This is a genomic window from Pannonibacter anstelovis (assembly GCF_036881715.1).
GTDB lineage: Bacteria > Pseudomonadota > Alphaproteobacteria > Rhizobiales > Stappiaceae > Pannonibacter > Pannonibacter anstelovis.
Genome location: NZ_JBAKBF010000009.1, coordinates 1 through 14,812, shown reverse-complemented (window position 1 = coordinate 14,812; position 14,812 = coordinate 1). Strand labels below are relative to the sequence as shown.

Here is a 14,812-nt window from a genome sequence, read left to right as displayed (position 1 = left end):
ATTTTCGGCGCAGCCCGGCTGCCGCCCTGGAGACGCAACATGTACCGCTACGATGAATTTGATCAGGCTTTCGTCAAGGAGCGCACCGCACAGTTTGCCGATCAGGTGCGCCGCCGTCTCTCCGGCGAGCTGACCGAGGATGAGTTCAAGCCGCTGCGCCTGATGAACGGGCTGTATCTGCAGCTTCACGCCTACATGCTGCGCGTCGCCATTCCCTATGGCACGCTGAACAGCCGCCAGATGCGCCGCCTGGCACACATCGCCCGCACCTATGACAAGGGCTATGGCCACTTCACCACGCGCCAGAACATCCAGTTCAACTGGCCGAGCCTGAAGGACACGCCGCGCATTCTGGAAGAGCTGGCGGAAGTGGAGATGCACGCCATCCAGACCTCCGGCAACTGCATCCGCAATGTGACTGCCGATCATTTTGCCGGTGCTGCCGCTGACGAGATCGCCGACCCGCGCCCCTATGCGGAGATCCTGCGCCAGTGGTCGTCGCTCCATCCGGAGTTCTCGTTCCTGCCGCGCAAGTTCAAGGTGGCCATCACCGGCGCTCCGCATGACCGCGCGGCGGTGCAGGTGCATGACATCGGCCTGCAGCTGACCCGCAATGACAAGGGTGAGATTGGCTTCACCGTCTTCGTCGGCGGCGGGCTGGGCCGCACGCCGATGATTGGCCGCAAGGTGCGCGATTTTCTGCCCGAAGAGGATCTGCTGGCTTATTCGGAAGCGATCCTGCGCGTTTACAATCTCTATGGCCGCCGCGACAACAAGTACAAGGCGCGCATCAAGATCCTCGTCCACGAGACGGGCCTTGAAGAGCTGAAGGCCGATATCGAGGCCGAGTTCGAGAAGATCCGCTATGGCGTGCTCCGCCTGCCGGATGAGGAAGTGCGCCGCATCGAAACCTACTTTGCGCCTCCCGCCCTGGAGCCGCGCAATGCGGTCAGCGCCAAGGTGGAAGCACGTGTGGCGGGCGATACTGCCTTCGCACGCTTTGTTGCGCACAATCTCAACCCGCACCGGGTGCCGGGCTACACCAGCATCACCATCTCCATGAAGCCGATTGGCGGCATTCCCGGTGATGCGACGGATGCGCAGATGGATGTGATTGCGAACCTTGCCGAGGCCTATGCCTTTGACGAGATCCGCATCAGCCACGAGCAGAACGTTATCCTGCCGCATGTGGCGCTGGATGATCTGCCGGAAATCTTCGACGTGCTGGTGAAGAACGGCCTCGCCGAAGGCAATGCCGGGCTCATCACCGACATCATCGCGTGCCCGGGCATGGATTACTGCGCGTTGGCGACGGCCCGCTCCATCCCGGTGGCGCAGCGCATTTCCGAACGCTTCGGCGCGCCGGAGCGGCAGAGCGAGATTGGTGAGCTGAAGATCAAGATCTCCGGCTGCATCAACGCCTGCGGCCATCACCATGTGGGCCATATCGGCATTCTCGGCCTCGAAAAGAAGGGCGAGGAGTTCTACCAGATCACGCTCGGCGGATCGGCCAACGAAAGCTCGTCCATCGGCGAGATCATCGGCCGCGGCTTCTCCTCCGACGAGGTGGTTGATGCCATCGAGACGCTGGTGGATGCCTATCTCGGCCTGCGCCAGTCCCCGCAGGAGACCTTCCTGCAGGTGTACCGCCGCGTTGGCGAGGATCCGTTCAAGGAGGCCCTCTATGGCTCTGAGTGAGTTAAGCGGTCTCGCCTTGGATCCGGAACTGGGTGCTGGCGCGGAAGCGCTGGCCTTTGCCCGGCAGTATGAAGGCGAGAGCCCGCAGACGGTCCTGCGCGATGCCATCCGCAATCACTATGCGGGGCGTATTGCGCTCGTCTCCAGCTTCGGCGCGGATTCGGCTGTGCTCTTGCACATGGTGTCGGTGGTTGACCCATCCACGCCAGTGATTTTTGTCGAAACGGGCAAGCATTTTCCGCAGACACTGCGCTACCGCGACCTGCTGGTGGACCGGCTTGGCCTCACCGGCGTCAGGGATGCAAGGCCTGATCCGGAGGCGCTGGCGGCAGTGGATGCCGGCGGCATGCTCTGGATGAGCGATACCGATGCCTGCTGCCACGCCCGCAAGGTGGTGCCGCTTGCGACCGCGCTGAAGGGCTTTGATGCCTGGATTTCCGGCCGCAAGCGCTTCCAGAGCAGCACCCGCGCTGCGCTGCCGGTGTTTGAAGTGGAAGAGGGCCGGGTGAAGGTCAATCCGCTGGCCAGCTGGACGGCTAGCGATATTCTGGCCTATGCCAAGGAACATGATCTGCCGCCGCATCCGCTGGTGGCGGAAGGCTATCCCTCCATCGGCTGCCTGCCCTGCACCAGCAAGGTGGCGCCGGGTGAAGACCCGCGCTCTGGCCGTTGGCGTGGCCAGGAGAAGACCGAATGCGGCATCCATCTGTCTCTGGGCGCTTCCGGCGCCGGTCCTGTGACCGGCGCCTGAGACGGATGCCTGAGATGGATACCTGACGAATTTTGCGAAGGACGCACTTGATGACCTCGATCTACGCCAATGGCGGCTTCACGCAGGAAAGCTGGGAACGCCTCGACAAGGACGCTGAGCTGCCAGCCCATCCCTTTGCAGATGGCCTGAAGCTTCTGGTGCCGCAGGCGCGCTTTCTGGCGGATGCCGATACATTCCTTGCGATGGCCGCTGATATCGCCGTTCTGGTGAGCCCGGGTGATGACGTTGAGGCGCTGGCGCCCTTCGCCGCCCGCCTGCCGCGCATTGCGGTGGAGTTCCCGAAGTTCAGTGATGGCCGGGGCTTTTCCTCCGCCCGCATTCTGCGCGAGCAGATGGGTTATGAGGGCGACATCCGCGCCATCGGCGACTTCATCCTCGACCAGATCCCCCTGATGCTCCGCTGCGGTGTTTCCAGCTTCGAGATCAGCAAGCCGCATGTGGAAGCTGCGCTAAAGGCGGGCATCTGGCCGGAAGTGACCCATTATCTTCAGCCGGTCGGTACCGTCACCGAAATCCCGGCTGGTACCCGTCCCTGGGCCCGCCGCCCCAACAGCGAGCGTAAACTCACCACGGGCGCCGTGGTGGAGTGAGGCGAGGGGTGGCTTCCTGGCCCACGTGCTGTTCTTCCTGATTGGTAAGTCAGACGCCAGCTCTTCTGCCTCTTGAGCTGCTGCATACACACATCAGATCCGGAAACTGCCCGCAATGAGGCGTTTGCTTTTCGGGAGGCGCCTGCCGCCCCCCTCCCCCTCGTGGGGAGGGGTTAGGGGTGGGGGGAATGCCTTTCCGTCTTGGCAGAGTGTCCAGGGATTTCAGACAGCTGGCCCTCGTGATGCCTCTTCGGAAAAAGTTCAATTTTTCAGATCTTTGCAGGCTCGGAGCCCCCCACCCCTTACCCCTCCCCACCAGGGGGAGGGGGGCGGAGAGGCCCTGTCACAAATCAGATGCATCACTGCGGGCGGTGTTCGCACCTGATATGTTAATCTGGTAGCTCACCCTGAGGGGGGAGAGGAGTTGGGGCCTGACTGGCAGTCCGTTTCCAGCACCTTCCCTCAATTGCAGAAACGCACGAAATCCCTCACCCCGGTCCATCCATCGTCGCAGCTGCCGATTTGACAGAGAGGGTGACGAGGGCGATGGCGGGGTCGTCGGGGGAGGTGATCATGGTGAAGCCGAGGGCTTCGCACATGGTCAGCATGCTGGTGTTTTCCTTCAGCACCTCACCCTTGATGGTGTCGATGCCATCCACCTCCGCATAGCGGATGATCAGCTTCATCAGCGCCCAGCCGAGCCCCCGGCCCTTCAGGTCCGAGCGCACCATCACCGCATATTCGCCGGTCTTGTGGTCCGGGTCTGCATGCAGGCGCACCACGCCGAGAAGATCGCCCGTCTCCGGATCGATCGCCGCCAGCGCCATGGCACGGGCGTAGTCGAGCTGGGTCAGCCGTGACAGGAAGCGGTGGTCGAAGTCCTTCACCGGTGCAAAGAAGCGCAGGCGCAGGTCTTCCGGCGACACCTGCTCGAAGAAGGCGCGGAACAGATCCTCATCTTCCGGACGGACGGGGCGGACGAAAACCTTCTCACCTTCTCTGAGCGTCAGCGTCTGTTCCCACTCCTGCGGATAGGGGGCGATGGCAAGGCGGGAAGAGCCGGCACGTCCCGCCTGCACCGGCGCCTCACCCACCACGATGCGCGCATCCAGCGCCAGCACGCCCTGCGGCAGGGCGACCAGCGGATTGATATCCAGCTCCCGCACCTGCGGCAGGTCGATGGTGATCTGCGACAGCTTCATCAGGGTGAGGGCGACGGCCTGCATGTCCCGTTCCGGATGGCCTCGGAAGGCGGGGAACAGACGGGAGACACGGGTACGGCGGATGAGCTGGTTTGCAAGGTTGAGGTCCAGCGGCGGCAGTTCGAGCGATACATCGCCGGAGACTTCCACTGAGGTGCCGCCCTGTCCGAATGCGATAACCGGCCCGAAGGAGGGGTCATCACCAAGCCCTGCGAAAAGTTCGAGCCCGTGTTTGGCTTCCAGCATCGGCTGCAGGGTGAAGCCCTCGATCCGCGCCGTTGGATGGGTGCGGGCCACGAGATCGATCAGTTCCTGTGCCGATTGTGCAGCTGCATCGGAGCTTTCGATGCCAAGGCGCACGCCATCGATGTCGGACTTGAAGGGCAGGGCGGTGGACCAGGCCTTGACCACGCAGGCAGGATGGCGCTCCAGCAGGCTGCCCGCCATCTGCCGCACCTGATCAATGGTGCGGGCGAGATGGGTCTCGATCATCGGCACACGGTAGGCAAAGAGCAGGGCTGCCGTTTCCGCTGGATCCAGCATGCTGCGGCCCTCCTTCAGGGCGGCGGTGACGATGGCGCGGGCATCCTCCACATCGGGCGAGAAGTCCGACGGCAGGCTCGGCGGAGAAGCCATCAGGGCTTCCTGCGCCTCGGCGCTGCGCTTGAGGTAGAGGATGCTGCGCACAGCTTCCGCCGGGCTGGCATAGACCGGGACGCGGGCGAAATCGAGGGAGGCACGCGGCAGCGGATCTTCCCCCACCATGGCGGCAACCACGGCCTTGCGGCGGCCAAGGCGGCGCTTGTCCTTGTCGGCGGCATTGGCAATAGCGCGGGCCACATCTTCACCCGGCACAAAGGGATTGGGCGCCGCCAGAACCAGAACGCCGTCCACGCTTGTGCTCGCAAGCATGGCGGTGACGGCCTGTTCCACGGCTTCGGGCGCGGCACCTTCCGGCAGTGTCAGCGGGTTGCCGGGCTGGGTACCCGGGCGGATCAGCGGCTGCAGGCTGTCTAGGGTTTCTGCGTCCAGTTCGGCCAGCTCCGCCCGGCCGTCCTGCAGCCGATCGGCGGCAAGGGTGGCAAGGCTGCGGCCATTGGCGATGACGCCAAGCCTCTGGCATTTCGGCACTTTCAGCCGGGTAAGGGTCTCCACCGCCTCAAACAACTCGTCTAGGTCGGCAATGCGCAGGATACCGGAGCGCCGCAGGGCGCTTTCATAGACCGCATCCGCACGCGTCAGCCGCCCTGCATGGGTGTTGCCGCTGGCCGCCGCATCGCGGCTGCGCCCGGAACGGATCAGGATGATCGGCTTGCTGCGTGCTGCCGCCCTTGCGGCAGAGAGAAACTTGCGCGGATTGTGCACCGCTTCCACATGCAGCAGGATGGCGCGGGTGCGGTAATCGGAGGCGAAATAGTCGATCAGGTCGCCGCCATCCACATCGCTGCGCTGGCCAAGGGAAGCAACTCCGGAAAACCCGATCTTGCGGGACGAGGCCCAGGACAGGATGCTGTTGACCACTGCGCCGGAGCGGGCGATCAGCGCAAGATCCCCTGCTTGGGGCGCCTCGCGGGTGGCCAGAAGATTGAGCCCGGCATGAGGTGCGGCAACGCCAAGGCTACCAGGGCCGATGAGGCGAACTGCATGCTGACGGGCCGCCTGCATAGCGGCGGAAACCGTCGCTTCGGACCAGGATTCATAGCCTGCCGACTGCAGCGCCACGGCCTTCACTCCGAGCTCCGCAGCCTGGGAGATCGTTGCGGGGGCTGCTTCTGCGGGCCCGAGGTAGATCAGCAGGTCCGGCGTGAATGTCAGGTCCGCGATGCTGGCAAACACGGGCCAGCTGTCGGCCTCATCGGGCGCCTCCAGATTGATCAGCGCCGTCCGCCCCCGGAAGCCGGAGGCCTGCAACCGGCTGATGATCAGGCCGGGCAGTGCGGCGGCCTGGGCATTGGGCCCGTGGATGGCAAGACTGCCGGGTGCGAAGAGGCCTTCCAGATTACGGATGGTCATGGTCTGAACACTCCGGCAGGACGTGTGATCGGGCTGCGCGGGCGAAGGGTGCCGGGTGCGGCCTCAACAGTCAACAGTGCCAGTTGCAGGCACAGCCTTTCAGTTCCCTCTCCCCCTCAAGGCCACCAGCTTCACACATCGTATAAGAAGAGGCCGCAAGCGCTGCTTTGATACTGGAAAAGGCAAGCATTTTCAGGTTCTTACTGCTCTGACTGAAGCCTATCGGTTCCCCTCAAAGGGAGGGGAACCGATAGGCCGTGCCTCTGAAGCGACCGCTGCCCCGTCAATGCGCCATCAGCACCGGCACGGTCATGGCGGCGAGGATGTCGCGGGTGGCGCCGCCGAAGAGGAATTCGCGCACGCGGCTGTGGCCGTAGCCGCCCATCACCACCAGATCCTTGCCGTTGTCGCTGACATAGTTCAGCAGCGTCTCGGCGACACTGGTCTGGGTGTTGGTGATCACGTCCACGGTGACGTTGAGGCCGTGGCGGGCCAGATAGGTGGCCATGTCGGCGCCCGGTTCACCGGCCATCTTCGAGCCCTTGTTGATGATAAGCACGGTCACTTTCTTCGCCATACCAAGGATCGGCAGGGCTGCGTGGACGGCACGGGTGGCAGTGGAGCTGCCGTCCCAGGCAACCAGCACATTCTCGAACTTCGGGGCCGGAGCGCCGATATAGGGCACGATCAGAACCGGCACGCCGCTTTCAAACAGGGCGGTTTCGATCAGCAATTCGCGCATGGGTTCCGGCTGATCCGGGTTGTCCTGCCCGACGACGATCAGGTCCGTCAGGCGGCAATGGCGCAGCACCGGCTCCATCGGGCCGCCAGTGATGACTTCGGCCAGCCGGCCTTCGGATTTCACGCCGCCAAGGCGTGCCAGCTCGTTAAAGGTGTCCAGCGACGCCTTGGCGGAGGCCAGCGCAAACTGCCTGCTCTGCTCGATGAAATCGACCGGAACAGGAGCTGCCGCAAAAGCCGGCACCACGGGTTCATAGGAAAGGGCGAGGCCGGTCGCATGGGCGTCGCAGCGGGCAGCAAGCTCGATGCCGTATTTCACGGCCTGCTGTTCGCCCGACAGATCGGTCACCATCAGAATGTCTCTCAAAGCCATTTCAAGTCTCCCGTCGCTTGGCCCCTCATGAGCCCTTCAGGTCTCACGTTAGGCTGGCAAGCATGACCGTACATTGACACGGGTCAATCCCGATATTTTCAACCCTTGATCAGATCCGGCTGCTCAAGGAAAGAATGCCGCGCGGAACGTGTTTGTTCCGCGCGCTGCTGTGACGGGAAAAGAAATGTCTCAGGCTTTGGCAGCTTCTGCGGCAGCACGGATCTGGCTCAGAGAGGCGGCTGGCGTGAGGGCTTCCGGATCGAGCTTCAGATGCAGCAGCGACAGCTTGCCGCTGGCCCGGGCCCGCTCGAACGCCGGGCCGAAGTCTTCCGTTGCCGTCACTGTTTCCGCATGTGCGCCATAGGCGCGGGCAAGGGCGGCGAAATCCGGGTTCTCCAGTTTCGTTGCCGAGATGCGGCCCGGATAATGCCGCTCCTGATGCATGCGGATGGTGCCATACATGCCGTTGTCGATGACAAGCACGATGACGGCTGCTCCCTCCTGCGCCGCCGTGCCCAGCTCCTGAATGGTCATCTGCAGGCAGCCGTCACCGGCAAAGCAGACCACATCCTGCTGCGGGAAGGCGAGCTTGGCAGCAATTGCGCCTGGCAGGCCATACCCCATTGAGCCGGAGGTGGGAGCAGCCTGCGTGCCAAACTGGCGGAAACGGTGGAAGCGGTGCAGCCAGGTGGCATAGTTGCCCGCGCCATTGGTGAAGATCGTGCCGGGAGCGGCGTTGGCCTCCAGATAGTCCATGACGCCTGCCATCTGCAGCGCGCCCGGCGTCTGCGGCCTGGCGCCCGACCATGCGAGGTAGTCTGCGTGAGCCTCTTGAGCGGTGCCCGCGCATTTGTTGCTGGCCGGCGGCTGCATCCCTTCAGCCGCCTTGCAGAAGGCGGTGGGGGAGGCGTTGATGGCAAGGCTTGGGCGGTACACACGGCCCAGCTCGTCCGGGTCCGGATAGACATGTATGAATTGCTGCGAAGGCTGGGGAATGTCCAGCAGCGTGTAGGACTGGCTCGGCATTTCAGACAGGCGCCCTCCCACCAGCAGCACCAGATCGCTGGCCTTGATGCGGGCGAGCAGCTTAGGATTGGCGCCAATGCCAACGTCACCTGCATAATTGGGATGCAGGTTGTCGAACAGCATCTGACGGCGGAAGGAACAGGCAACCGGCAGTTCAAAGCGCTCGGCAAAACGGGTGAAGGCAGCCACGGCCTCTGCCGTCCAGCGGCTGCCGCCGAGAATGGCGATGGGGCGCTCTGCCGCCCACAGGCGCTTTTGCAGATCGGCCATCTGGGTCAGGCCGGGGTGGGTCTCCACCTGTTTCCACGGCTCGGGCTGGTTTACATCGGCCAGTTCCACCAGCGTGTCTTCCGGAAGGGCCAGAACGACGGGTCCGGGGCGGCCTGACGTGGCCACATGATAGGCGCGGGAGATGAACTCCGGCACCCGGTCTGCGTGGTCGATCTCAGCAACCCACTTGGCGATGCCGCCGAACATCTGCCGGTAGTCGACTTCCTGAAACGCCTCACGCTCGCGCATGCCGCGTTCGATCTGGCCGATGAAGAGGATCATCGGCGTGGAATCCTGCGCCGCCACATGCACGCCCGCAGAGGCATTGGTGGCTCCGGGGCCCCGGGTGACCATGCAGATGCCGGGCCGGCCCGTCAGCTTGCCATGGGCCTCGGCCATCATTGCTGCGCCGCCTTCCTGACGGCACACGGTGACCGGGATATTGGCATCATGCAGGGCATCGAGAACCGCGAGATAGCTCTCGCCCGGCACGCAGAACACGCGCTCCGCCCCATGGGTTTCCAATGCTTCCACGAGGAGCTGACCGCCGGTCTTCTGTGCCATATCCGTTTTCCCGCTGTTGTTGCAGATGCGCAAGGCTGCGCGAGCCTGCCTGATCTATAACGCAGGTGGATGGGAATTGGCACGGCGCAGGACACCGGCTCCGCACGGCTTTTTGCAATGACTTCATTCCATATCAGAATGAAGAGCCGCACGGAGCCAGAATTTCATCAAGGATCACACGGGAAGTACGGTGACTACCTGGAATGTGTGGAGCTCTCCGTCTTCATCGCGGATCGACACATATTCCCCCGGCTCGAAGGCGTGGGAGCCGAAGCGGTAACCGGCTTCATCGTCATCATCGCCGTCAATGTCATAGCGGAAGGCCCAGGAGCCGCCGGGACGGTGGACCAGATGGCCGATCTCTTCCTCCTCGCTGCCCCAGAAGCGGCGGACGCGGCAATGGTCGCGTGCGGCTTTCCATGCCACGGCATCGATATGGCCCGTGCCGTCCAGCGGCGCGGTGAACTCATAGCCATGGTTTGCCGAGCCATTGGGGAACTCTTTGGTCCGGGCGAGGTTCAGTCTTATCTTCTTCAGGCAATGGCTTGCGGTCATGGACGCGTCCCTCCTAGCTTCTTCCGGCGTTCTGCCGGTTCTTCTGACCCCAGACTGGCACAGGACGGCGGCGGGTCATTGAGCAGGATCAATTCGGCAGGCCGGTATCTGCCGCATGGTGAAAGCTGCTGCCGCAGCGGAAATGGGAGACGCACATGCCCCTGCCAGAACGCCATCAGCCGGATGATCAGACGGAAGCCTATGCCTTTCTCGATACGCTGGTGCGGGCGGAGCCCGGATCGCGGCGGATCGACACCCACGCCAACACGGTATTTCTGATTGGCGGAGATGCCTACAAGATGAAGCGCGCCGTACGTTTTCCCTTTCTGGATTATTCGGCGCTTCCCTTGCGCCGCCGGGCGGTGACGGCGGAACTGACCCGCAACCGCCTGTTTGCGCCGGAGCTTTATCCGGGTGAGACAGCGGTGATACGGCGCACGGACGGAACGCTGGCGCTGGGCGGGGAAGGGGAGCTTGTGGAGCCGCTGGTACACATGCGCCGCTTTGATGAAAGTGCCACGCTGGACCATGTGGCGGCCAGAGGACCGCTGCCGCAATGCCTCACCTCGGCGCTGGCGAGAACCTTTGCCGCTGCCCATGCGCTGGCGCCAGTGCGGGATGCGGCGGAGTGGTTTGCCGGGCTCTGCAGCTACGGCGTGCAGAATGAGGCTGCCTTCCGCGCCGCGCCGGAACTGTTTCCACCCCGTGAGGCCGGGGCGCTGGTCTCCGCCACCCGTGCCGCGCTTGACCGTATCAAGGATCTGGTGCTCCAGCGCGGGGGCAAGGGGCTGGTGCGGCTGGCGCATGGGGATGCGCATCTCGCCAATGTTGTGCTGATTGACGGTGAGCCGGTGCTCTTCGATGCGGTTGAGTTTGACGACGGCATTGCCACCGGCGACGTGCTCTATGATCTGGGGTTTGCGCTGATGGATCTGATCGAGCGAGGCCAGGCGCCTGCGGCCTGCCATCTGCTCAACCGCTATCTCGATTTGACGCAGCTGCCGGAGACGGGCGAGGGGCTGGCAGTGCTGCCGCTTTACATCTCCATGCGCGCTGCCATCCGGGCCAAGATCGCGGCGGCCAGCATCGTCAACCAGCAAGAGGCGGCACTGGCCGATGCGCAGCGCAAGGCGGCGCGGGCCTATTTTGCCCTGGCCTGCCGGGCGCTGGAACCGGCCACGCCCCGCCTCATCGCCATTGGCGGATTGTCAGGCACCGGAAAATCAACGCTGGCGGGGCTGATTGCACCGCATCTGCTGCCACTGCCGGGCGCCAGGGTGCTGCGCAGCGATGTGCTGCGCAAGCGCATTCTGGGCCTTGAGGAGACCAGCCGGGCACCGGCCTGCGCCTATACGCAGGAGGCGAGCGATACAGTCTATGCGGCGATGATGGCAGAGGCACGGGCAGCGCTTGCGGCCGGGCATAGCGTCATTCTCGATGCCGTGCACGCAAGGCCGGGCGAGCGGCAGGCGGTGGCGGATCTGGCTGCGCTGATGGAACTGCCGTTCACCGGGCTCTGGCTGGAGGCTGAGGAAGCCACGCTCAAGGCCCGCGTGAGCGCCCGAAAGGGTGATGCGTCAGATGCGACGGTAGAGGTTGTCTCCCGCCAGTTGACCTATGATCTGGGGCCGGTGGACTGGCAGGTCATCGGGGCAGGCGCAGCTATCGATGACACGCTCGCTGCAGCACTCAGGGCGCTCAGGCTAGAACCCTAAAGCGCGTGCGCCCGCCGCTGCGGCAATGGCCAGCACCACCGCTACGATATCCTTGCGCAGCACTGCCATCACACCGGCGGCAACCAGGAGGCACAGGGCGGCGGGCACTCCGCCCTTCAGTGCGATGGGGAGGATCGTTGAAACGATGATCGCCCCTGGCAAGGCTTCCAGCCCCCGGCGGATGCGCGGGGTCAAAGGCACCTGCCCCATGACCCAGTAGCCTGCGGCACGCATCAGATAAGTCACGCCGGTCATGGCCATGACCGTCAGGAAAAACAGGAGATCGACGGAGAAGGGGCTCTCAGCCATTCGGCGTCTCCGTGTTCCTCTCTGCTGCGGCGTCAGCGGCATTTGGGTCGCTGGCATAGGCCCCGGCGATGGCGCCTGCAATGGCTCCCGTCAGCACGAACCAGTAGCCGCCGATCAGCTGCCAGCTGGCAAGGGCAACCACTGCGGCAACGCCCCAGCTCAGCGTCTGGCGGCGGCCCTTCCACAGGGGCACCAGCATGGTGATGAAGAGGGCGGGCATCACCAGATCAAGGCCCCAGCGCTGCGGTTCGGCAAACAGCTGGCCGAGGAAATAGCCCGGAATGACGGCCACTGCCCAGAGCACCCAGATCAGCAGTCCGCTGCCGAGGTAAATGCCCCAGTCGCTGCCCCCGCCGGCGCGGTAGCGCAGGGCAAGCAGCCAGTTCATGTCGGTGAGGAAATAGAGAGAAGGATAGACCTGCCAGGCGGGGGAGGCTCCAAGCCAGGGCCGCAGCGAGGCACCCAGCAGCAGCATGCGCAGGTTGACCGCTGCGGCGATCCCCGTCATCGCCAGCAGGACGGCAGGCGTCACCGGGTCACGGTAGAGCTCCATCGCCACAAACTGCGAGGCGCCCGCAAAGACGAAGGCGTTGATCAGCAGGGTTTCGGCCAGCGTCAGCCCCTTTTGGGCGCAGACCGTGCCGAACACGGCCGCAAATGTGATGATGCCCGGAACGAGCGGCAACGTCTGCCGCACGCCGAGCATCATGCCGCTTTGGGTAATAGGGGCGCTGTTGTCCGTCATCCTGCCATTACGCTGTAGATCATCCTGGCTCCGGTAAAGGCAAGAAATGCAGCGAAGACGAGCCTCAGCTTGGCTGGCGGCAAAGTGTGCGCCAGCTTCGCGCCCACGGGGGCCATGAGAAGCGAGCCAGGGATGATCAGAATAAAGCCAAGAAGATTGATATAGCCGAGTGAAAACGGCGGCAAGTCCGGATTGCCATAGCCGAAATAGATGGAGCTGAGCGTGCCGGGCACAGCGATGATGAGGCCGATGGCTGCCGCCGTGCCCACGGCCTTGCGGATCGGATAGGAAAACAGCGTCAGGATCGGCACGCCCAGTGTGCCGCCGCCAATGCCCATCATCACCGAGACGCCGCCGATAAGGGCGCCCAGCATCTCGCGGACAGGTGAGCCGGGCAGCTGGTCCGAAAGGCCGCTGCCTTCCTTGCGCAGCACCATGTTGGCAGAAACCAGCAGCGCCACCGTGCCGAAGACCAATGACAGTGCGCCGCCGCTGAGATTGCCGGCCAGCGTTGCGCCAGCAATCACGCCCGCCGAAATCGGCAGCCACCAGCGCTTCAGCAGCTCCATATCTACGCTGCCGCGAGACCAGTGCGCTCTGGCCGAGGAGTAGCCCGTGGCGACGATGGTGGCGAGCGACGTGCCGACTGCCAGATGCATCACGATTTCCTCCTCCACGCCGACCAGCGGGAAGACATAGTAAAGCACTGGCACGATGACGATGCCGCCGCCGACTCCAAGCAGGCCCGCCGCAATACCCGCAATCGCTCCGGTGGCCAGCAGGGCGGCAGCCAGCGACGCCAGTTCCATGATGTTCGCGTTATCCATGAGTGTCCGTATCCTCGAAACAGCCGCTCTCTGCGGGCCGCAATGTCCGCAATAATGCATTACAGTTCCATTATTGTATACAATTTATACTACCTGAAGGGCTTGCCGGGTGCCAAGGAGGATTTGCCGCCCCGCGATGAACGGGTGAAATTTCAGGCCGGAGAAAGTATATCCTGGGTTACATTAAAAAAATAATGCAACTTATGAGAATATATGCTGAAGTATGAGCGAGTTGCCCGATTGCCGAAGTTCAATGCCAACATTTAAGTGCGAACTATTTTTTGATTGCGGTGATTTCTCATATCATAAGTCTAAAGTAGGCATAAATGATACTGTAATCAGTTTTAGTGTACGGCGTTTTGTTCATATTTTTTATTGAAGTGACTTATCAACTTTAGTTTTTACTATATTATCGTTAATTGGATTAGTGAAAAAACTTATTATAGAAAGAAATTAATAAGTTGTTAAGTGGTAATTATTTAAGAGCGATTGTGGAGGAATGGTCTTGCAGGGGTAAATGTTGTGGGTATCTCCGTTCGTACAAAGCTCTTCAGCGGCTTCGGATTGTCAGTCGCCGCTCTTATTGCCGTCTCCTATATCGGTTATGACGGCTTGCAGCTGGCTGCTCGTTATTTTGTACAATATCGCTCAGCGGCCATTCAATCTGAAGTGGTGTCTGATGTTTCTTCTTCTCTCACCGAAATGCGTCTGGCTGTGGTCCGGTTCATGGCGCAGCCAACCAGCGAGAGCGCTGCAAACGCGGATGAAGCCATTGAAAAACTGAAGGGTGCGAAAGCGCAGGCGGCAAAGTCTCTCGCTAACGCACCTCTTTACGCTGAACTGCGTGACGCTGAGCGCTCTGTCGACCGCTATATCGAGACTTTCGTCTCCTTCAGGGGGGAGATGGCAAAGGCCGGCGAGAATGTGAAAGCCATACAGACGGCGAACACCGAGTTCAACACGCTGCTTTCGCAGATCATAGCAGACAGCATTACTGGCCAGAATGCTCAAGTGGCCACCGCAGCAGTGCGGGCGCAGGAGCAATTTCTGTTGTCCCGCCTCTATATCGCCCGCTACGGCCTGACGGCTGGCGGCAGTGATCTGGAGCAGGTCAAAACACGTTACGCTGCCGCAGAAGAACAGCTGAAAGCCGCAGCTGATGCGCCTCAGAGCCCAGAGCTTGCCCAGCAGACAGCAGGTCTGCTTCCGGCATTCGGCAAGGTCAAGGCGCAGGGTGCCCTGTTTGAAGCGAGCGTCAAGGCTGCCGACTCGAAGCGGATGGAGATCCTTACGCAAGTTGGCCCGGCCACTTCTGCCGTCTATCAGGCGATTGAGGACAAAGTTCTAGCGTCACAGAACGAGATTGGGCCGAAGGCGCAGGCGGGGATTGACAACACCCTGTCCACGACGCT

The 14,812-nt window shown here is 62.6% G+C and carries 12 protein-coding genes; 5 read left to right on the top strand and 7 right to left on the bottom strand.

Annotated features, from left to right (window positions below; translation table 11 throughout):
• Positions 1-39 precede the first annotated feature (39 nt).
• Genes V6L75_RS14360 through V6L75_RS14350 form a run of 3 tightly spaced genes read left to right on the top strand, consistent with a single transcriptional unit; the run spans position 40 to position 3,060 of the window.
• On the top strand, positions 40-1,698 hold the full coding sequence (locus V6L75_RS14360; RefSeq protein WP_334252177.1) for a nitrite/sulfite reductase: 1,659 nt from the start codon (positions 40-42) through the stop codon (positions 1,696-1,698).
• A complete protein-coding gene (locus V6L75_RS14355; RefSeq protein ID WP_334252176.1) occupies positions 1,685-2,449 on the top strand; it encodes a phosphoadenylyl-sulfate reductase in 765 nt (254 codons plus the stop codon). The genes V6L75_RS14360 and V6L75_RS14355 overlap by 14 nt, the downstream gene beginning before the upstream one ends.
• A gap of 50 nt (positions 2,450-2,499) precedes the next feature.
• Entirely contained in the window at positions 2,500-3,060 is a 561-nt protein-coding gene (locus V6L75_RS14350) for a DUF934 domain-containing protein (RefSeq protein ID WP_334252175.1), read from the top strand.
• A gap of 488 nt (positions 3,061-3,548) precedes the next feature.
• On the opposite strand, the gene V6L75_RS14345 is transcribed toward V6L75_RS14350, so the two are convergent.
• From V6L75_RS14345 to V6L75_RS14330, 4 genes are all read right to left on the bottom strand, one after another.
• Positions 3,549-6,275, bottom strand: coding sequence for a bifunctional acetate--CoA ligase family protein/GNAT family N-acetyltransferase (locus V6L75_RS14345; RefSeq protein ID WP_334252174.1), 2,727 nt, complete (start codon positions 6,273-6,275; stop codon positions 3,549-3,551).
• Between the two features lie 283 nt (positions 6,276-6,558).
• A complete protein-coding gene (locus V6L75_RS14340) occupies positions 6,559-7,389 on the bottom strand; it encodes a universal stress protein (RefSeq protein ID WP_334252173.1) in 831 nt (276 codons plus the stop codon).
• 189 nt (positions 7,390-7,578) lie between these two features.
• Positions 7,579-9,249, bottom strand: a complete 1,671-nt coding sequence (locus tag V6L75_RS14335) for a thiamine pyrophosphate-binding protein (RefSeq protein WP_334252172.1) — start codon at positions 9,247-9,249, stop codon at positions 7,579-7,581.
• Between the two features lie 174 nt (positions 9,250-9,423).
• Positions 9,424-9,804, bottom strand: coding sequence for a hypothetical protein (locus V6L75_RS14330; protein WP_334252171.1), 381 nt, complete (start codon positions 9,802-9,804; stop codon positions 9,424-9,426).
• A gap of 155 nt (positions 9,805-9,959) precedes the next feature.
• On the opposite strand from V6L75_RS14330, the gene V6L75_RS14325 reads away from it, so the two are divergent.
• Positions 9,960-11,519: a bifunctional aminoglycoside phosphotransferase/ATP-binding protein gene (locus V6L75_RS14325; RefSeq protein WP_334252170.1), complete on the top strand. Its 1,560-nt coding sequence runs from the start codon at positions 9,960-9,962 to the stop codon at positions 11,517-11,519.
• Here V6L75_RS14325 and V6L75_RS14320 read toward each other — a convergent pair.
• From V6L75_RS14320 to V6L75_RS14310, 3 genes are read right to left on the bottom strand one after another with little or no spacing between them, the layout of a single operon-like run.
• Entirely contained in the window at positions 11,508-11,828 is a 321-nt protein-coding gene (locus tag V6L75_RS14320; protein ID WP_334252169.1) for an AzlD family protein, read from the bottom strand. The genes V6L75_RS14325 and V6L75_RS14320 overlap by 12 nt on opposite strands.
• Complete coding sequence (locus V6L75_RS14315) at positions 11,821-12,573, bottom strand: AzlC family ABC transporter permease (protein WP_334252168.1); 753 nt, start codon at positions 12,571-12,573, stop codon at positions 11,821-11,823. The genes V6L75_RS14320 and V6L75_RS14315 overlap by 8 nt, the downstream gene beginning before the upstream one ends.
• Positions 12,570-13,400, bottom strand: a complete 831-nt coding sequence (locus V6L75_RS14310) for a sulfite exporter TauE/SafE family protein (protein WP_334252167.1) — start codon at positions 13,398-13,400, stop codon at positions 12,570-12,572. Before V6L75_RS14310 ends, V6L75_RS14315 begins: the two co-directional genes overlap by 4 nt.
• A gap of 522 nt (positions 13,401-13,922) precedes the next feature.
• Here V6L75_RS14310 and V6L75_RS14305 point away from each other — a divergent pair.
• The coding region (locus V6L75_RS14305) for an MCP four helix bundle domain-containing protein (protein WP_334252166.1) at positions 13,923-14,812 on the top strand (890 nt) is incomplete at its 3' end.

What these genes read in the sequence shown, in the direction of transcription:
- V6L75_RS14360 (WP_334252177.1), top strand. Translation starts at nt 40, where the DNA reads ATGTACCGCTACGATGAATTTGATCAGGCTTTCGTCAAGGAGCGCACC.
- V6L75_RS14315 (WP_334252168.1), bottom strand. Translation starts at nt 12,573, where the DNA reads ATGACGGACAACAGCGCCCCTATTACCCAAAGCGGCATGATGCTCGGC.
- V6L75_RS14345 (WP_334252174.1), bottom strand. Translation starts at nt 6,275, where the DNA reads ATGACCATCCGTAATCTGGAAGGCCTCTTCGCACCCGGCAGTCTTGCC.
- V6L75_RS14355 (WP_334252176.1), top strand. Translation starts at nt 1,685, where the DNA reads ATGGCTCTGAGTGAGTTAAGCGGTCTCGCCTTGGATCCGGAACTGGGT.
- V6L75_RS14335 (WP_334252172.1), bottom strand. Translation starts at nt 9,249, where the DNA reads ATGGCACAGAAGACCGGCGGTCAGCTCCTCGTGGAAGCATTGGAAACC.
- V6L75_RS14340 (WP_334252173.1), bottom strand. Translation starts at nt 7,389, where the DNA reads ATGGCTTTGAGAGACATTCTGATGGTGACCGATCTGTCGGGCGAACAG.
- V6L75_RS14330 (WP_334252171.1), bottom strand. Translation starts at nt 9,804, where the DNA reads ATGACCGCAAGCCATTGCCTGAAGAAGATAAGACTGAACCTCGCCCGG.
- V6L75_RS14350 (WP_334252175.1), top strand. Translation starts at nt 2,500, where the DNA reads ATGACCTCGATCTACGCCAATGGCGGCTTCACGCAGGAAAGCTGGGAA.
- V6L75_RS14325 (WP_334252170.1), top strand. Translation starts at nt 9,960, where the DNA reads ATGCCCCTGCCAGAACGCCATCAGCCGGATGATCAGACGGAAGCCTAT.
- V6L75_RS14320 (WP_334252169.1), bottom strand. Translation starts at nt 11,828, where the DNA reads ATGGCTGAGAGCCCCTTCTCCGTCGATCTCCTGTTTTTCCTGACGGTC.
- V6L75_RS14310 (WP_334252167.1), bottom strand. Translation starts at nt 13,400, where the DNA reads ATGGATAACGCGAACATCATGGAACTGGCGTCGCTGGCTGCCGCCCTG.